The sequence below is a fragment of the Chryseobacterium sp. ON_d1 genome (assembly GCF_006829085.1).
Lineage (GTDB): Bacteria > Bacteroidota > Bacteroidia > Flavobacteriales > Weeksellaceae > Chryseobacterium.
In genome coordinates, this window is record NZ_BJTC01000002.1 from 77,187 (window position 1) to 96,255 (window position 19,069).

The 19,069-nt window shown below is 37.5% G+C and carries 18 protein-coding genes; 7 read left to right on the forward strand and 11 right to left on the reverse strand.

Features of this window, described 5'->3' with window-relative positions:
- Positions 1-6: 6 nt before the first annotated feature.
- From zwf to CRS_RS03720, 4 genes are all read left to right on the forward strand, one after another.
- Positions 7-1,488, forward strand: a complete 1,482-nt coding sequence (zwf, locus tag CRS_RS03705) for a glucose-6-phosphate dehydrogenase (protein ID WP_142722745.1) — start codon at positions 7-9, stop codon at positions 1,486-1,488.
- Positions 1,489-1,514: 26 nt separating this feature from the next.
- The gene (gene pgl, locus CRS_RS03710; RefSeq protein WP_142722746.1) at positions 1,515-2,225 is read left to right on the forward strand and encodes a 6-phosphogluconolactonase; all 711 of its coding nucleotides are present in this window, start codon (positions 1,515-1,517) and stop codon (positions 2,223-2,225) included.
- 693 nt (positions 2,226-2,918) lie between these two features.
- The gene (locus tag CRS_RS03715) at positions 2,919-3,557 is read left to right on the forward strand and encodes a TetR/AcrR family transcriptional regulator (RefSeq protein WP_142722747.1); all 639 of its coding nucleotides are present in this window, start codon (positions 2,919-2,921) and stop codon (positions 3,555-3,557) included.
- A 612-nt stretch (positions 3,558-4,169) separates the two neighbouring features.
- Positions 4,170-4,808, forward strand: coding sequence for a TetR/AcrR family transcriptional regulator (locus tag CRS_RS03720; RefSeq protein ID WP_142722748.1), 639 nt, complete (start codon positions 4,170-4,172; stop codon positions 4,806-4,808).
- A 74-nt stretch (positions 4,809-4,882) separates the two neighbouring features.
- On the opposite strand, the gene CRS_RS03725 is transcribed toward CRS_RS03720, so the two are convergent.
- The 4 genes from CRS_RS03725 to CRS_RS03740 are packed head-to-tail and all read right to left on the reverse strand — an operon-like array spanning position 4,883 to position 10,420.
- Positions 4,883-6,412, reverse strand: coding sequence for a peroxidase, FMP-type (locus tag CRS_RS03725; protein WP_142722749.1), 1,530 nt, complete (start codon positions 6,410-6,412; stop codon positions 4,883-4,885).
- Positions 6,413-6,430: 18 nt separating this feature from the next.
- A complete protein-coding gene (locus CRS_RS03730) occupies positions 6,431-7,897 on the reverse strand; it encodes a ferritin-like protein (RefSeq protein ID WP_142722750.1) in 1,467 nt (488 codons plus the stop codon).
- A gap of 4 nt (positions 7,898-7,901) precedes the next feature.
- Positions 7,902-9,977 carry a GMC oxidoreductase gene (locus CRS_RS03735; protein WP_172616993.1) on the reverse strand — a complete coding sequence of 692 codons (2,076 nt, stop codon included), beginning with the start codon at positions 9,975-9,977 and terminating at the stop codon, positions 7,902-7,904.
- Positions 9,974-10,420, reverse strand: a complete 447-nt coding sequence (locus CRS_RS03740; RefSeq protein WP_142722752.1) for a hypothetical protein — start codon at positions 10,418-10,420, stop codon at positions 9,974-9,976. Before CRS_RS03740 ends, CRS_RS03735 begins: the two co-directional genes overlap by 4 nt.
- 454 nt (positions 10,421-10,874) lie before the next feature.
- On the opposite strand from CRS_RS03740, the gene CRS_RS03745 reads away from it, so the two are divergent.
- Positions 10,875-12,188, forward strand: a complete 1,314-nt coding sequence (locus tag CRS_RS03745; RefSeq protein WP_142722753.1) for a M20 family metallopeptidase — start codon at positions 10,875-10,877, stop codon at positions 12,186-12,188.
- Here CRS_RS03745 and CRS_RS03750 read toward each other — a convergent pair.
- Positions 12,185-12,601, reverse strand: coding sequence for a RidA family protein (locus tag CRS_RS03750; RefSeq protein WP_142722754.1), 417 nt, complete (start codon positions 12,599-12,601; stop codon positions 12,185-12,187). The genes CRS_RS03745 and CRS_RS03750 overlap by 4 nt on opposite strands.
- Before the next feature lie 153 nt (positions 12,602-12,754).
- Complete coding sequence (locus CRS_RS03755; protein WP_142722755.1) at positions 12,755-13,357, reverse strand: FMN-dependent NADH-azoreductase; 603 nt, start codon at positions 13,355-13,357, stop codon at positions 12,755-12,757.
- A 117-nt stretch (positions 13,358-13,474) separates the two neighbouring features.
- Here CRS_RS03755 and CRS_RS03760 point away from each other — a divergent pair, with 117 nt between their 5' ends.
- Both CRS_RS03760 and CRS_RS03765 read left to right on the forward strand, forming a co-directional pair.
- Positions 13,475-13,831: a helix-turn-helix domain-containing protein gene (locus tag CRS_RS03760; protein ID WP_142722756.1), complete on the forward strand. Its 357-nt coding sequence runs from the start codon at positions 13,475-13,477 to the stop codon at positions 13,829-13,831.
- Positions 13,832-13,939: 108 nt separating this feature from the next.
- Positions 13,940-14,536, forward strand: coding sequence for a Crp/Fnr family transcriptional regulator (locus tag CRS_RS03765; RefSeq protein ID WP_142722757.1), 597 nt, complete (start codon positions 13,940-13,942; stop codon positions 14,534-14,536).
- A gap of 13 nt (positions 14,537-14,549) precedes the next feature.
- On the opposite strand, the gene CRS_RS03770 is transcribed toward CRS_RS03765, so the two are convergent.
- The 5 genes from CRS_RS03770 to CRS_RS03790 form a co-directional block, all read right to left on the reverse strand.
- Positions 14,550-15,392, reverse strand: a complete 843-nt coding sequence (locus tag CRS_RS03770; RefSeq protein ID WP_142722758.1) for a universal stress protein — start codon at positions 15,390-15,392, stop codon at positions 14,550-14,552.
- Positions 15,389-15,865: a MarR family winged helix-turn-helix transcriptional regulator gene (locus tag CRS_RS03775; protein WP_142722759.1), complete on the reverse strand. Its 477-nt coding sequence runs from the start codon at positions 15,863-15,865 to the stop codon at positions 15,389-15,391. The genes CRS_RS03770 and CRS_RS03775 overlap by 4 nt, the downstream gene beginning before the upstream one ends.
- A gap of 218 nt (positions 15,866-16,083) precedes the next feature.
- Positions 16,084-17,289 carry an MFS transporter gene (locus CRS_RS03780; protein WP_142722760.1) on the reverse strand — a complete coding sequence of 402 codons (1,206 nt, stop codon included), beginning with the start codon at positions 17,287-17,289 and terminating at the stop codon, positions 16,084-16,086.
- 88 nt (positions 17,290-17,377) lie between these two features.
- The gene (locus CRS_RS03785; protein WP_142722761.1) at positions 17,378-18,292 is read right to left on the reverse strand and encodes an AraC family transcriptional regulator; all 915 of its coding nucleotides are present in this window, start codon (positions 18,290-18,292) and stop codon (positions 17,378-17,380) included.
- A gap of 168 nt (positions 18,293-18,460) precedes the next feature.
- Positions 18,461-18,976 carry a hypothetical protein gene (locus tag CRS_RS03790; protein ID WP_142722762.1) on the reverse strand — a complete coding sequence of 172 codons (516 nt, stop codon included), beginning with the start codon at positions 18,974-18,976 and terminating at the stop codon, positions 18,461-18,463.
- Positions 18,977-19,069 lie beyond the last annotated feature (93 nt).

Sequence of the window (19,069 nt, forward strand, 5' to 3'; positions counted from 1 at the left end):
AAAAAAATGAATCAAAATAGAGTCTTGCAGCCAACAACTATTGTTATTTTTGGTGCAACAGGCGATCTGGCAAAAAGAAAACTTTTTCCGGCTTTTTATAACTTATACATCGATGGCAGAATGCCTAAAGGCTTCAATATTATAGCGTTAGGAAGAGCAGAAAATACTGATGAAAATTTCAGAAACTACATTAAAGAAAATCTTGAAAGTTTCTCCCGAAAGAAAGTGACATCTGAAGATTGGGCAGGTTTTCAGGCCCATATTACTTACTTTCAGCATCAGCTGGATGAGGAAGATTCTTATCAGAAGCTGCAGCAGAAGCTTCAGGATTTTGATGCTGTTTACGGAATGAGAGCAAACAGGTTATTTTACTTATCTATCGGCCCTAATTTTATCTCCACAATATCCAATCATATTAAAACGACATCACTGGCTTCCGATCCGAAAAAAGACCGGATCATTATTGAAAAGCCTTTTGGTCACAATAAACAGTCTGCCATTGAACTGAACAGCCTTTTGGCAAAAACATTTGAAGAAGAGCAGATCTACCGTATTGACCACTATCTTGGAAAAGAAACCGTACAGAATATTTTGGCATTCAGATTCGGAAATTCAATCTTTGAACCTTTGTGGGATCATAAGTACATAGAATCTGTACAGATTACGGTAGCCGAAGAGGTGGGGGTTGAAACAAGAGGTGCTTTTTACGAACAGACAGGAGCGCTGAGAGATATGATCCAGAATCACCTGCTTCAGATTCTCTGTATGGTAGCCATGGAACCGCCGGCTTCAGTAGAGTCCGGTGAGATCAGAGACCGTAAAGTAGATGTCCTGAAGTCAATCCGCAGAATATCACCGGATCAGGTGGATCATTATGCCGTAAGAGGGCAGTATGCAAAAAGTACAATAAACGGAATTGAGGTGAAAGGGTACCGCCAGGAAGACGGTATTGCCGCAGATTCCAATACAGAAACTTTCGCAGCAATAAAATTCTATCTGGATAATGAGAGATGGCAGGGAGTTCCTTTCTATGTTCGTACAGGAAAGAAAATGAAAGAAAAGCACTCTTATATTACCATTCAGTTTAAACCGCTTCCGCATTCAACATTCTCAGATACGCCGCACCATTTATCGGCCAACAGATTGATCATTAATATCCAGCCGATGATGGATATCAGGCTGCAGTTTATGACGAAAAAGCCGGGACTTACCCTGGATCTGAAACCGGTAGAAATGATTTTTGATTATTTTGCCTGTCAGGAAGATACTCCGGAAGCGTATGAAACTCTGCTTCAGGATGCCCTTTTAGGAGATCTTACTCTATTTATGCGTTCCGATCAGGTAGAAGAAGCATGGGATGTTGTCACTACCATACAGGAAGCATGGGAAAATAATAAAGATCTGTCATTTCCGAATTATAAAGCAGGAAGCTGGGGTCCGGAAGACAGCAATGCCCTGGTTGAAAGACAGGGGCACAGCTGGGTATAAAAATAATATTAATATAAACAGATAAAATGAATATTACAGTATTTGACGATCTGGAAAAACTGTATACAAAAGCAGCAGACACATTTGTTGATCTTTCCAAAAAGTCCATTCAAAAGAATGACCGTTTTGTAGTGGCCCTGAGTGGAGGATCTTCTCCCAAAGCTATTTTCAAACTATTGTCCACTCCAGAGTATAAAGGAAAAGTTGAATGGAATAAAGTATACTTTTTTTGGGTAGATGAGCGTTGGGTTCCTTTACATGATGATAAAAGCAATTTCCGGATGACGGATGAAACACTTCTCAGCCAGGTTCCTGTTGATAAAAATCATATTTTCCCTATGTATGCTGATGGAGTAGCTCCTGAGGATTATGCAAAGACTTATGAACAACAGATCAGGAACGTTTTAGGTAAGGATGGGATTTTTGATTTTATCCTTTTAGGGATGGGAGATGATGGTCATACTGCCTCTCTGTTTCCTGGTGAAGCAGTGTTGGACGAAAAAGAAAAATGGGTATCTGCCTATTATCTGAAACCTCAGGAAATGTTCAGGATTACGCTGACGGCACCTGTGATCAATAATGCCGAAAATATTCTGGTGATTGCCTTTGGAGAATCTAAAAAGCATGCTTTGAATGAAGTGCTGAACGGTGAATATAATCCTGCATTATATCCTTTACAGCTTATTGAAAAAAAGGCAGGCTTTCAGTTTTATACAGACCAGAAAGCAAAAGGTTAACAGAGGTTGATCTTTTAAAATATTAGAGACTGTCCTTGGACAGTCTCTCTTCATATCAACTATTTTGATACCGAACCGTCGGCATCTGCAATTTTCTGTACATCAAAAACACCTCTAATTTAAAAACAGTATCACTAGAGATTTAATGATACTGTTGCATTTAGTGTTTTTACCTTAGTTGCTTGTTTTCGAAATTTTTAATTTTCCAATACAATAGTGCTTCTATATAAAATGGTTATTAGTTTGAAGCAAATATACAAAATAAGACACTATGAAGTGTCTAATATTGAAAAAAAATAAAAAATTTATTAATAAAAATTTGTTCAAGTAATGAAAACCTTATTCTAAAGAGCTTTTTAAGGCGAAAATTTAAATCGAAAAATGATGTTTAACTTTAAAATAAACTGAATTATTTGCTTTTTATTGTCTGGTTGAGGTCAAAAATGTTTTTATCAACAAAAAACAGCAACATTATATAATGATGCTGTTTGGGTAATGATTTACCTCAGTCATTGCATATAAAGCAATCAGGCTGAGGGAACTAACGGTGCAATCTGATCTCTCTAACTCTCACAGCTTTGATTGTCTGTTGATATAAAATGGTTATTAGTTTATGCAAATATATAAATTTAGACACTAAAAAGTGTCTAAAATGAAAAAAAATTCATAAACTTGTACGATTGAAAGTTTACCATGGAAAGAAAGCCTGCAGCAGGAAGTATCCGCAACACAGAACGCAGTAGAAAAAAATTTTTGGATGCAGTTGGAAAAATATTGAGGACAAAAGGTTATACTGCATTGAAAGTGAGTAGTATTGCTGCCACGGCTGGAGTGGACAAGAAAATGATCTATTCTTATTTTGGAGGATTTGATGGTTTGATTGATGAATATATCCAGTCACAGGATTACTGGAGTAAAGTAAACATTGATGATGTTAAAAAAATACAAACTCAATCAGAGGATGAGGAAAGATCTTTTATAGAAAATATACTGCTTTTACAATTTGACTATGTCTATACCAACAGGGAAGCACAAAAATTACTTCTATGGCGTTTGTCAGAATCTAGGAGATCATTAAAAAAATTAACCGATACCCAGGAGGAAAACGGAGAATATATTTTTAACCGACTGATGGATTCGCGTTTCAAAGATAAAATAGATACCTACCGCTCTGTCATGGCCATTATGGTGTCTGGTCTTTATTATCTGAATCTGTATGCAGCCATGAACGGAAGTATTTTTTGTGGAATAGATGTCAATACGCCCCAGGGACGGGATAAAATCAAAAAAGCAATCTCTTTTCTATTACGTCAGACTTATGAAAAGCTATAGGTTATGCAGACTCCTGATATTAAAAACAGACCATTAGAATCTAATGGCCTGTCTGTAAGTTGTGTTTCTACCTTAGTTGTTTCGTGTTCGAAATTATCTTAAAGTGAGGGAACTAAAATAATACAATCTGAATTGTCTTATTTTCAACCTAAAAGTGTTTTAAAATATATAGATGGTTTTAGTTTGTACAAATATATAAAATAAGACACTACAAAGTGTGTAAAATAATAAAAATTTCTTTGTTTTTGTTTAAGTTGCTGTATATCATTATATTATTTTTTTATTGTAAAAATTTTATCCTTTTATATAAAATATCTATTGAAAAGTATTTTATTTAATTTTTGGAACATTTTTTTTAATCAAAACAGTATCATTATGTTAAATAATCCTGTCGGTTGTATTTTTTTACACAAGCTATAGACAGCCGAAATGTTTTAAAATGAGGAAAATAGCAAAACAATCTGCTCACTTTAATTTTTCAGCTTCAGACCGGGCTTTATGTATCAAAGCGTCTTAATTAGTGCAAATATATACAAACAGATAATTTTAAACACTAAGTAGTGTCTAAAATGATAAAAAAAATTCATAAACTTGTATATTGAATGTTTAGTCATGGAAAGAAAGTCAGCATCAGGTAGTATTAGGAATAAGGAACGCAGTAAAAAGAAGTTTTTGGATGCCGTTGGAAAAATTCTGAAAACAAAAGGGCATGCAGGATTGAAGATTAATGATATTGCTGCTGTTGCCGGAGTGGATAAAAAAATGATCTATACCTATTTTGGCGGAATGGACGGTTTGATGGATGAATATGTTCGTACACAGGATTACTGGGTGAAGGTAACAAGTGAAGAGGTTGAAAAGGCAAACCCTAATTTTGAAGATGGAGGAAGAGAGTTTATTGAACAAATGCTTCTGTCACAATTTGATTATGTCTATACCAATAAGGAAGCCCAGAAACTGTTGTTATGGACCATTTCTGAACCTCGTAAATCATTAAAAAAACTGATCGATACCCAGGAGGAAAATGGGGAATATATTTTTAAGAGACTGATGGAATCCCGTTTCAAAGATAAAATGGATACGTACCGCTCTATTATGGCCATTATGGTTTCAGGGCTCTATTACCTGAATATGTTTGCCTCCCTGAACGGAAGTCTTTTCTGCGGTATAGACACCAACACTCCTGAAGGACGGGAGAAGATCAAAAAAGCAATATCCTTTATTGTAGATCAGACGTACGAAAACCTGTAATTTAAAGATCAGGGTTGAAGGTATAAAAAAGAGGCAAATGAATGCCTCTTTTTGTGTTTAATCGAAAGGGAATATTATCCTTTATGGTATGGGCATGCTGAAGCCGTACCAGTATTTCCTGCAGAATTAAAAAATTGCTCTTCAATCACTTTTCTCTGATCCTCAGGGATATCTTCTAATTTACGAAGGGTATTGACCTGGATATGCGGCCAGCTTGTAGTACCTCCGTCATTTCCGAAATCAAACTCAAAGAATACAATCTGCTCATATTGCAGCTGAAGAATCTCTTTTCCATTCTCAATTACCGTTTCAATCCACATATTCATGTCCACTTCTACAGTCGGAACAAAACGGTTGACAAAAGGAACATTCAAAATTCCGCCCTGTGCCCCGGTTTTCATCTTGGAAGACATTCTTACATGAACATAATTGCTGACCTCCTGGCCTCTCAATGTATCCCTGAGCCTCAGATCAGGACGTACAGAGTAAGGATATAAATCATCGGCCAGTATTCTCTGGGTATAGATTTTGTTTGAGCCCTGATCATTTTTATCATCTAAAGTCTCATGAACCCAGGCCGGTGCAGGTTGGTCAAGATCAATAATATTGTCAGGTGTTACTCCTGCATTTCCCATCGTACGGGAAATCGAAAGATGATTAGTATCCCATGCCTCTTTACCATAAGGAAATTTGGGGGAACCATTAATTAAATAATAGGTTTTATCAGCAATATTCTGAGGAACAATATCACCAAGTAGAGTAATGGTACTCCCATGAGGAATAACACCGCTTCGGGAAATAGAATAGTCCGGAATAAAATAAGGCCCGTCAACTCCAGCTCCCGGCTTTATTTCCTGTGCGGGGATAATTTCATAATATTCCTGTCCTGGCTGCAACTGACTTAAAAGAATATATTTAGGATTTTCCTCGCCATCCGGTGTTATTCTTACAAGAGGTTCGTCTCTGTATTCACCGGTATATCCATACTTTTCAGCATCTTCGGTTGAAACAGCATGAATACCTCGGTCTCTTTCAATAGATTCCTTCGTGGCTGCATGATTATACACATCACTCAGCCATAGATACATTCCGTTTTCTTCATGAATAGGAGTGTATTTTAAAGTTTCCTGACCCTTTACAGTATTCACACTTTTGATACTTTGTTCATATTTAACGGCTCCACAGAAAAGCTCACTGGCTCCACCACGGTTACGTACTCCACCGGGAACAATTGAAAATGTTAATTTTTCGATATATTCTTCACTGTCAAAAGCGAATTTTCCTGGTATTGTCCCTGGATTAGTTCCGGGGGAAGGCATAATCGTAGTATGTATGCCACTTGCTAATGAAGGTTGGGTAATATTCTTATTATAATTCACATTATAGCTTACCCATGTTCCATCTAAAGCAGCAAGAACTCCGTAGTCTACATTATTCTCAATAGCCTGCAGGTTCTCTTCTCTGAAGGGTCTTACCGGATCATCAATAAGAAGTTTTGAATATCCATCCATTAATTGAGCCAGATTGACTTCATTTTGGCCTGGCATTTTACGGAACAGCTGTTCTCCCCCCAATTCGGGACTCTCTTTTTTTCTTTTAAGCATGATATCTGATTTTTATGGTTATAAATTGATAAATTCAAATGTAGGGCCTGCATTATACTGAGCATCATAAGGCTGTTTCATTAATCCTACGGCCTGTTCTTTCAGAGCATACATATACATGATCGATTTTTCGAGCTCTCTCTGGTTTCCTTCCACTGCACTTTGAATAGCATCTAACAAACGTTTGTAGGTTTTATTAAACTCAGTAGCCTGTGCGTGTAATTCCTTATTTTTGATATAATCTTCCAGTTTGGGATTCGGCTTCATAGGATATGCCTGGCTCCAGTCTACAGGCAATTCTTTTCCGGTAGGTGGCGTTGTAACGGGCATCATTCCGTTTTCATCCATAAAAGGTTCATAGTTTCCTCCCAGATAGAAATGCTCATGAAATACTTCTTTGAACCTGAAATAGTGTGCCAGCTCCACACCTTCTTCAAACTGTGAGGGATCAATATCAAAAATAGAATCGTCAGCACCTTCGCCCTGTCCCTTGATTTCCTGGAAAACAGCGATTACTCCTGTTAAAGCTTCTACAGAATGCAGTTTACCGCCGCTTCCATAGTATTGCTCGGGACGGATCTGTTTTGCAGAATCTCCTGTGAAAATTCCTCCGGTATTCAATTCTTCAAAGTTCTTCGGAAGTGTTCCATGTTTTTTGTAGTAAGCAATGATTTGAAAAATAACGATATAAAAGAATAAGACATCATAGTATTCACCGATAGTATGTACGTTTTCCATGATGAAACCTTTCATATTTTCAAGAGTCCAGAAGTTATTTTCCTGCACAGCTGCTCTTTGGGAATATAATGCTGAAGAATCTGTTTCATGATCATATTTCGGTGCCTTTACCAAAGGCTTGCTTGGACTTTCAATTGCAATAAATGTTGCAATACTGTTGGTAGAGAATGTTTCCAGACCCACATAGAAATCAACATTCATCGGCAGTTTCATCGGGTATGTAGGATAGTTCTCCTGTTGGTTGACAGAAGGCCTGATATCAATTGCATTCAGGACATTGCAAACCATGATCAGGTGAAGCATTTCCTCCACAGCAACGCTTCGTATAATTTGTGAAGCCAGGGCATTGGTTCCGTCCTTGATTGAATATAAAGCAGTAAGATAGGGTGGAATGGTAGAATGTTCAATAAGAATAGCGGTCTGTAAAAGATCTTTTAAAACCGGTTTATAATCAATTTCTGTCAACCCTTTTTTAATTTCTGGAATTCCTGAACCCAACTGTGATTCGAGATAAGCATTGAACTCTTTGATCTGATCATTCAGCAAAAAGCCTGTCAGGACTGTACTGTGATGCTTCAATCCTTCTGTCCAGTCCTCTTTGCTCAGTGATGGATCAAATAGCAAAGAAGGTAACGAAACACTGTCTGCAATGGCTACCGCACTTCTGCCTGCTATTGCGGCTCTTTTTGCAGATTTTGATAATGTTTCCTGCGGTTGTTCTGTTTTATGGATAAGTCTTTGTCTCATGTGATTATTTTTTTAATTGAATTTCAAGATCAGCAAGAATAGACTCCACAGAACGGATTGTAAATGCTGATAATGTTAAAGTAGGGTTTGAAGTGCCCAGTGTAGTCATATTTCCTGCTCCTACGATGTATAAATTAGGATGATCCCAGGCTTTACAATAGCTGTTGGTTACAGATTCTTCTGCTTTGGACCCCATTCTGTGGGTTCCTACAATATGACCTGCTCCGTTATAAGAATATCTCTTATGGTTGTAGATCACAGAGTTTTTGTCTGCTTCGGTGTATTTTGTAAAATCTTCGATATGTAATCTTTCAAACATCTGGTCTGAAGCTTTTTTAGCCTGTTCCATAGCTTTCATTTCATATTCCGTCAGCTCATAATGAATGACCGGCCGAGGAATACCCAAGGCATCCAGATATTGGTCATTAATGGTCACCCTGTTATTGGGATTAGGCAGCTGTTCAATTTCAAAATGGAATAAAACCTGTTTCGAAAGCCTGTTGGTAAGTGCTTTTCTTAATTCTGCTCCGAAAAGACCTTTGCCGATGAATTCTGCAACATCAGATCCCGGAGAAAATGCAGGCCAGCCCCAACCCCAATTGTCAAGCGGGGAAATCCATGCTGAAAACTCACTTCTGAAACTTCCGTCGCGGAAGGACGAAATGTTTGTAGTAGACCCCGGACCTCTGTATGGATAAACCGGTTCAGGGAAAAGCCCCCAGGTAAGCATTACCATATGGTCCATCAGGTTTCTCCCTACCTGATCACTGCTGTTGGCAACCGTTTTTACACCATTGCTGGTAGTATATTGGGAATTCAGTAGAATCTTTGGGTTTTCAAAAGCATTAGCAGCAAGAATGACAATGGCATCCGACGTATCAATTGATTCTTCAACAAAGTCTGTTTTTTCTTTTGAAGTGTATCTTCTCAGATGAACTCTGGAAATTTTATCCTTATCATTCTGATCAACACTTAATCTGTACACAACGCTCTGAGCCTGAACCTGCATGTAAGGATTCCGGATGAGGTTTTCGTTATCATTCAATTTATATAAAGCTTTTTTCAGTGTTTTTAAAGCGTTGTATTTCGCCTGTACAGGGCATATCGGAACGCAGGAAGCATTTCCCTCACATCGTTCTCCCATGTAAGGATTCCAGACTGAACCAAGTGCTTTATATTCTTCTTTTTCAGAACTGTCCAAAACCAGTTTATATCCGGATTCTTTTGATTCAGCTTTAATGATCTTTGTTTTCCCGTATTTTGGATTCGGAACGGAGTTTCTTCCCTGTGGAGAGGGTACCAGCAGCAGAGGAATATCTCCTGAGCTTAGCGTTACGCTCGTTCCTTTGAGCCCTTCAATAATTTTGTGATCCATATAGCTCTGGGGAATTTCTTCCATCGGGAAAACATAATCTCCATAATATTTTTCCCTGCTTTCAGAAATAGGATATTCCTGTCTGGAAACTTCTCCCGAAACCCCGATTTCGAATTCAGCCATTTCATAATAAGGCTTTAGCTCATCATAATCAATTGGCCAGTTGATTGATATTTTTTCTTTCGTATCAGGTTTTTCAGTTGTAATGTTATACTTTTCAGTAAGCCTGAAATCATTCGGAAGCATTCTTGGTGTGGTTCCCAGCCAGTGAAGGGTAGTTCCGCCTCCCACTCTGATCGCATCGCTGGCAAATGGCATGGGTCCAAACTGTACAAGATACCCCTTTTTATCAGGATAAGGCTGAACAATATGTTCCATATCAAGGACATTCGGGGAAGGTGCCTGCTTCAGATTCGGATAAGGTGAGTTGGGAACTTTGGCTTCTTCCCTGTAAAAAGTACGTATATACTCATTATAGGTGGTCATTGAAGAGACGGAATCCAGCTCCACACCGGCTTCCAGACCGGCTTCGTACATAAGGATTGATACTTCCCTGATATGATCGGATTTTCCTGCATCTGCACGATGGATCATTTTCCCTTTGGCTACATCAAATACATGATCGGACAGCAGTTTTGCAATTAATGATCCTGCGATCCCCGTTCCTACGATGATCACATCTTTTTTGTTTGAAGTCTGATTCATGAGTGGGTGTTTACAGGTTTGATATTCCATGATTTGTAGCCAGGTTGTTTTGCTCCAGGCGGATGGGAATACATCAGGTTCCACACAAGACCTTCTTTGTAAGAAAGATCATTCACATAGGCACTTTCCCATGTTCCCATGTACCACATGGTCATAACCTTTCCGGCCATGGCATTCATTCCTGGATTTTCAATAATTTCGGCTTGTATGGCCTTTTTCAGTTCCTCTTCACCGGAAGATTTTTCAAGTATATTTTTAGAAATAGTAAGAAACTCTGCAAAAGTAGCTGCATCAATACTTTTGAGAACATACGTGTAATAGGTTTCTGCCAGGCCGGTAGACTGTAATTCGTTTACAGTAAACCCTGCAAGCGCTTCCGAGATAGACATAAACACATCGAAATAATAATCATCGACGTTGAGGATTTTGTTAATAATATTCATTACATTAAAATTTGGATTAGAGATCTTCAATTTCTTTCAACAGAGGTTGATCACACCAATTGTCCTATAGCTGCCGGGCTTTCAGATACCACATTTTTTCTGAAATGATTGAATGTATGCCAAGCGATCCATAGTTATCAGTTTTATTCATCCGAAATTAATCAGATCCCGGCAGATACGATTCAGTATTTCTACGTAATTTATATTGATGCAATTTTAATTTTTTGTAATAAACCCTTTGTATATAATAGTTTCAGTGAATATTGTTTTCACTTTGTTTAGAATTATTTTAAATAATGTGGTACTGATATCTGAAAGCCGGACAGTTTCAGTGATCTTTAAAAAAATAAACTGATGATCAGGATGTAACGAAACTGAACCTGCAACTGTCTTATCATTATGAGTAAGCTTTTGATACACTCATAACCCGAGATAAAACTCAAAACCATTGAACATGAAACGATTTACAGTCACTTTATTATGCTTCGCTTCCACTTTATTGTCCGCACAGGGACTGAACAGTAAAAAAGAAGCCATTTCTTCCCAAAATATAAAAGTACAACAGGTACATCGATCTGTTCAGCAGGACACAGACAGGATATTTGATAAGTTGGTTGCTCTCAGGAGAAGTTTTCATGAAAATCCGGAACTTGCAGGGAATGAAAAACAGACTCAGGAAAAAATTAAAAAATATCTACTTGATCTTGGACTGGAAGTTAATACGGATATATATGGTTATGGTGTCATAGGAATTCTGAAAGGAGAAAAAAAGGGGAAAAAGATCGCTTGGAGGTCTGACATGGATGCTCTTCCGAGTGATTATGCCGACCCCGAAGCTTTCAGGTCAAAAGTAAAAGGAGTTCAGCATGGTTGTGGTCATGATATCCATATGGCTGTTGGACTGGGAATTGCAGAGGTTCTTGCAAAAAATAAAAAATCCCTGAGAGGAACCGTATATTTTATATTCCAACCTGAAGAAGAAACTTTCAAAGGAGCAAAAGAAATGCTGAATAATGGATTGCTTACCGCCATACACCCTGATGAAATATATGGGCTGCATGTAACGGCCACTCCTGTGGGGCAGATCATGGTGAAGTCCCATGAAATGTTTGCTTATCAGAAAAAAATAAGGGTTCAGTTAAAAAATAGATTACCTGAAGATGAAACCAATAGACTGACTAAAAAGATCAGTAATTTTCTGATCCGTCTTCATGCTGAAGGTAAACCTTGGGAAATACAATCCATCGTTGATCCTACAATCGGATTAACAAATCCTGATACCATTTTCAAAGATTATCTTTTTACAGACGGAAAATTCAATGCTTATTCTAAAAATAATGAGTTTTTTCTTGAAACCTACCTGTATGAAACAAACCCTTCGAATTTAGATAAAATAATTCCTGGAGTTCAGAATGTTATTGAAGACAGTGGATATAAAAATGAGCTCTTTTCTGTTTCATTTGTGCAGGGAAATCCAACAGTGATCAATGACGAAAAGCTTACCCAGTCTGCAACAGAAATTCTTCAGAATATTTATGGAAAAAATACTGTGGCTGCAGATTATGGGCAAGTTCCTTTTTTCAATGATGATTTTTCTTATTTTCAACAAAAAATTCCAGGAGTATATTTTTTCCTGGGTGGATCTAACTTTGAAAAAGGAGTGATTGCTATGAATCATGCTCCCAATTTTCAGGTGGATGAAGAAAGCATCAGAACCGGAGTAAAAAGCTTTTCATCATTGATTATTGAACGGCTTACCAGCAATTAGCTTTTCACGGCAATGGCATCAATCTCAAACAACATTCCGGGTAAAGCCAGCTTAGTTACAGGGATAAGAGTACTGGTAGGAAGGAATGACTGTTTCCATACTTTATTAGCTTCCTCTGTCCATATCTCGAGTTTTTCCTCGTTATGATCTACGATGAGCAAAGTGATTTTAACAATATCCTCAAATCTCATCGAATGACTTTGTAAAACAGTTTTTACATTTTTCAAAGCCTGCTGTACCTGAGATCTGAAGTCATCTGCTAATGCATGGGCAATTCCCTGGCCGCCGCTCTGCCCCGATATAAAACACATTCTGAAGGGTGATTCTACAGAAATGCTGTGGGAAAAACCATAAGGAGAAGGATCAAATAATTCTGAAGGATTGATCAGTGTTGGATGTTGGTGGATTTCCATAATTTTTTCTTTTTAATGATGTAAAATTGAGAGATAAAAACTGGAAAAACCTTTACATATGTTGAGACGAATACTGTTTTTAAGTAATAAATTACGAAAATGATAAGGTTGAATGTAAAAAATGCTGCTCATAAGAACAGCATTTTTAAGATTTTACTCTACAACAATACTCTCGATTCCTTTTTGCAGGGCCGTCTCCTGAATAACGGGAACAGAAAGCCCTTCTGCGCGGACAACAGAAATATCTGTCATGCCCATAAATCCTAATGTTTTTTGAAGATAAGGAATCACGAAATCATATGCCTGCCTCTCCCCTTCAGAATAAATACCGCCACTTGAAAAAGCAAGATATACTTTCTTGTTTTTCACCAGACCTTCCGGTCCGTTTTCGCTGTAGCTGAATGTTTTTCCGGCTCTGGCAATATGGTCAAGCCATGATTTCAGGGTAGAGGTGATGTTGAAATTGTATAGAGGAGCCTCAATAACAATAATATCCGCTTCATGCAGCTCATCCACTACTGTGTCAGATAATTTTACAGTTTCAATCTGTTCTGAAGTACGGTGTTCAGCCGGGGTAAAAAATGCATTGATATGGGCTTCTTCCAAATGAGGGAAAAGAGGATTGGCCAGGTCACGCTTTTTTAATATACGGTCAGGATATTTGTCTGTAATTTTTTCTACAATTGCATTGCCCAGTTTTTTGCTGATGGATGATTCGCTTCTTGGACTTGAAATAATATGAAGTACTCGTTTCATTTTTTTATTTTTTTTAAAATTGATGTTTCAAAATTATTTATATTTACTAATAAAAATATAGTAGTTACCAAAAGGTTAGTAATAACATTTAGGTTAGTAACCAATAAATACGAGACAATGGAAGAAGAAAAAATAACATATTCACGGCCGCAATGCAGTAATCACCTGTCTGCTACAGAGGATGCTTTGTATGTTCTTGGGGGCAGATGGACCATTCGTGTAATGATTGCGATTTTGGGAGGCCATACACGTTTTAATGAATTGCAGAGGACCATTAAGGGAATATCTGCCAGGGTACTATCCAGCGAATTAAAAAAACTGGAAGTCAATCACCTGGTGGAAAGAACCGTTATTACAGATCAGAAGCCGGTATTGGTAGAATATATGCCCACAGAATATAGTGAGTCTCTGAAGGATGTCATTGCTGCGCTGGCTGATTGGGGAACAAAACATAAAAAGAAAATTACAGCATAATAAAAGAAGAGCCGTGTTGGTATTGAAATATTACTTTTTCTGTGGTATTTGATAAGTTGCAACATTGCTTATACTTTAAGTATTTTTACTCAAATTAATAATGGCAAGATGATCATATGTGAAGAGTTATTATTTTCCCGTGGAGCAAGTCTGGAAAGTTATGAAGCAGGAGAGACTATTTTTCAGGAAGGAACCGCTGCAAAATATTATTTTCAGATCAGATATGGTACTGTGAAGCTGAATACTTTATTAGAAGACGGAAAGGAATTTGTCCACGGCCTTCCTTTTGATGGTCATTGCTTTGGGGAAAGTTACTTATTTACCAGCCATCATTACGCGGTCAACGCCGTTGCGGTCACCAATTGTGAAATTATCAGGATTTCCAAAACCAGATTTCTTGAAATATTACTGGAAAAACCTGAATTAATGCTTGAAATAAATAAATATACAGCAGACAGGCTGCATTTCAGGTATATGATCTCCAGTTTTCTGGCCATTTCAGATCCTATTGTAAAGCTGGTGAAGCTTTTTGACCATCTTAAGAAATATTTTGGATTTGAGGACGCTTATTCATTCCTGATCCCCTATACCAGGCAGCAGATAGCAACCCTCACCGGTCTTCGGGTGGAAACGGTAATCAGATATGTCAAAAAAATGCAGGAACAGAAACTGGTTAAGATTGAAAGCTCCAAAATTTACTATTAATTTTCAGGATCTGCTATTTTAGGATTAATACTGGCTGATGGGTATTCTGGTAAATTCCTTCGGAAATACTTCTGCTGGCCAGATAATATAGAAAGCTGTGCCTGCCCGGTAAAGCAATAATAAGATCAGCTTCATTAGAGGCTGCAAAGGTCAGAATCCCATTAATGATATTTTCGTCATGAGAGTAATGAATGCTGCTTGGGATTTCCGTTAAATGTTCACGGATATAGTTTTCCAGTTCTCTTTTTTTGTTCTCATCCTCTGTTTCTCTGGTATTGATATTTAAAAATGACAGATGTACATCCTGATTATGAATAACAGATTTGTGATGGAAAAGCCTTTCCAGTCTTTTAATTCCTTTTATATCACAAGGGATAAATATGTTCTTAACAGGAGTATAATGATAGCTGTTTGGAACAATTAAGGTCTTTACAGGACTTGTTCTTGCAATGCTGATGATATTATCAGAAACAAAACTTTCTGTAGAAGAATTCCTGTCGTCACTTCCAAGAACGATCAGTTCTACAGACGGCTCGTCTTTTAAAAGTTCATTGATGCTCCTGGTAAGCGCCCAGTCACTTAATATTCTGGAAACCTTAATATCCGGAAACTTATCGGTTACAATACTGCTCAGCTGATCAAATAAAGATTCCGTTCTCTGTAGTAAGCTATTGACACTTTCTTCATTTACAAATGAATGCCCTTCTGCAATATGCAGATAATCAAATTCAGACTCTCCGGCAGTTTTCAGCAGGATAATGTTTTGATATTCGTAGGTTTTTGCCCAGTCTGCGGCAACTCTTACTGCATTTTCTGTAGTTGATGTAAAATCAACAGGTACAAGGATTGTTCTCATATTGTATTATGTTTTGGTCCTGATTCTTCCAGGTTTGCTGTCATTTTTTTTACTAATAGCAGTGCTTTGCTGATCTCTATTTCATCAATGCCGTCAGCAGCCTTCTTATAAAGATCCAGTGCCCAGGGATAAACGGTTTCTACAATCTGTTTACCTTTCGGGGTTAAAAAGATCTGTTTATTCCTCCTGTCATTTTTATAAGCAACCCTTTCCACCAGATCCCTTTTTACAAGACTGTTGATGAGGTAGGTAATACTTGATTTGTCTTTGCTTACTTTATTTCCTATTTCCTGCTGGTTAATCCCATTACTACGTGAAAGCAATCCCAGAATTTCAATCAGTTCAAAAGACAGATCCGGATCATACTCATTAACGGCAGCATGAATCTTCTGCCGGAGACGGCTTTTCATTTCACTCATCGCAAGGCCAAGTTCCAGAGCCAGTTCTGATATGTTATTCTGTTTTGCAGGCATATTTTATAATAGCGTAAGATAACAGGGTATTTCTGAATCGGTTTTAATCATAACTTACCCTAACAAATATACGGAAAATTAGTTTTAATTAAAACTAATAGGATAAAAAATAACAGCTGAAAAAAAAAGTACATTGAGAGGCCACTTCACGGATTTACTGCCTTGATACTTTATTTTTATTCTGAAAAAGATAACGTTAATAAAAAAGCAGAGACTGGTTAGTTCTCTGCTTTTTCTTTTTTTACAGCCTGATTCATGATGAGAATAATTCCGAAAAGGAAACATGCGATGATCAGATAACGCCAGGAAAGATCTTTCTGTTCACTTACGGTTCCGCTTACAGAAATGATAAAACTTGTTATAGAAGTGATTACATAGACCAATCCTCCCATCAGTCCGCCGGCCGTACCTGCATTTTTAGGAAAGTAAAGCATACTTGTCGTAAAGAAAGAGGTAAATAAAATTCCGGAACAGATATGAATGAAAAAGGCAAAAGGTATCATGATGAAAAGACTTTCTGCAAAATAGCTTGTGATAATCAGTCCTGCGATAAGGATCAGCTGAAGAAGAATCGGCTGTAAAATTCTTGGTTTAAAATCAAGGGTCAGTCTGCGCTTTCCGATAAAGCCTCCGATCATCCAGGAAAATCCTAAGATCAGGGTACAGTATCCAATGACTACCGGTGTAAAATGGAAAGTATTTTCAATGATAAAAGGTCCGGTAATATTAAACAGCATAACAATCGAATAGCTGAGTCCCAGAATAAAGATGCCCAGCATGAAAATTCTGTTTTTAAGCATCATTTTGTACAGGCTGATATTCTCTGAAAGATCCAGTTTCTTTTTTTGAGGAAGACTCTCTCCACTGAAGAACCATTCAAAAAGGAAAAGAAATCCGGCGTACCCTGCCAGAAAATAAAAGTTAGCATGCCAGTTAAACATTTTTTCAAGATATCCTCCGAGGAAAGGTGCCAGGATGGGGCCGCACGACCATACAATGGTAAAATAGCTCAGATAGTGCTTCACTTTTTCTGCGTCATAAATATCCACGAAAATGGCACGGGTAGCCACTACCAGGACTGAAACAGCTGCTCCCTGGAGAATACGGAGCAAACAGATCAGTAAAATGCTGTTTGTCATGGTAATTAAGATACTCGTCAGGATTAGCAGAAATAATGCGATTAGTTTGGGGCGGTAACGGCCGATGCTGTCCAGGATTCCTCCCACAAACAATTGTGAAATTCCGTAGCTCAGGAGATATGACGTTAAAGTAATCTGGATATCTTTTTCAGAAACCATCATTTCTTTGGCCATAGAGGGGAATGATGGCAGATAAATATCTGTGACAAACCCCGAAAGCGGGATTGACACGAAAGCCATTATGGTAATTAATCTGATTCGTTGCTCAGATGCTTCTCTCAACATATTCATACATTTTTTACAATGCAAAAATAAGTCAGGAAATATAAAAATGAATTTTAAAAGACAAAGTAAAAATTACAAAAATCAAATATTAAGATAAATTCTTAAATTTCAACGGTGAAGTCTGGGCGTGCTTTTTAAAGAAGTTATTAAAGTGGGCAGGCTGATCGAACCCTAGGGTATAACCTATCTGTGCAATATCCCAGTTGGTATATTTCAGCAGATTTTTGGATTCTTCAAACATCTTTTCCTTGATGATCTGGGTGGTTGTAAGATTGGTGACGGATTTTACTGAAGAATTTAAATGATTGACATGTACATTCAGATGTTCTGCAAAGTCGGAAGGTGTCTTTAATGCCAGTGGATAAGCGGGAGAGTCCAGGGGAAACTGTTTGTTGAGCAGTTCATCAAATAGTTTGTACAGACGCACATTTGCAGGAAGTTCATTAGGATTGATGTCCTCTACACGGTTTTCAAGAGCCAGATGCATCACGGAAGCCAGGTTGCTTTTGATGCTGCTGCAGCGGAAAGGATAAGCAGAATTATTCATTCTGTAAATCTGCTCGAAATAAAGAGTTGCGAGTTGGGTTTGTTCCTCTGTCAGAAAAACAACCGGCTTACTCCATTCCTTGAACATTGATGTTTTTTTAAACAGACTGAATTCAGAATTTCCATTAAAAAATTCCTGATTAAACAAACAGAAATAGCCTTCCTGTATATCGCTCTCACACTCCCAGGAATAAGGGATGCTTGGAGATGGAAAAAATAAAACAGGACGGTCAATATACAGCTGGTGGGCCCCATAATGAATAGTGCCTTTTCCAATGATAAAGCTGATTTTATAATAATCACGTCGGTTGTAAGGACTCTTGAAGCTGCAATATCTCCGCATGGAAATATTGAAATGGGATTTTCCGGTTTCAAAATCCTCAGAATCAAACATTTTGATCTGATTTTTTCGGACACGTCTGTAGTAATCTTCTATGGTTTCCAGCTGATCGCTCATAATGAAAAATTATAAAAATCAAAGATAAGCAAACTGCTGCTCAATCATGATGATTTTGTGTGAAATAATAAAAATAAGTATGATAGTTTGACTCAATAACACCAACATTAAAAGAACTCAATAACTATATTAACAGGTGCAGACATCTATGTAAACCTGTGGTAAGAATTAACTTTTATTAATCTCCAGTTCCAAAATATGAGACGGAAGCTGAAAAGGTCCTGCCTTTGAATCAGCTACAGCAATAAATCCAGAGTCTTTTAAAAACGCTGCAAGGGGATCATGATCCGGCATATTGATCCATATGATATCGGTGAAGCTTACTGCTGATCTGCATTTTTTCCAAAGTGACTGCCTTGTTTCCGGGAAATCAAACTCAGAAAGAATCACAAAGCTTATTTCTGTTGCTCTTTTTCCCTCAGGAATTCCGGGATGCAGAGAGCCGCTTTTGATGATGCTGTATCCAACAGGTTTCTGATCTGCATAGGTCATGATCAGCTGGTTAGAAAGATCATTCAGGTCATTGATCATTTTTCTAGGATCTATTCCGTTATGAATATATTTTCTGATATCTTCCTCACTGACAAAATCTTTATGTAAGCTGTAAATGGAAGAATCAATAATGGCTATAAGATCAGAAATACCCTCTTCAGAACCTACTGTAAATTTTGAAATAATATCCATGTAATTTTTTTATTCAAAATTATAAGATTAATCTATTCAAAATGGATACAGTTCGTTAAAATATCATCGGTACAGAATGGTATTTTTGTAAAT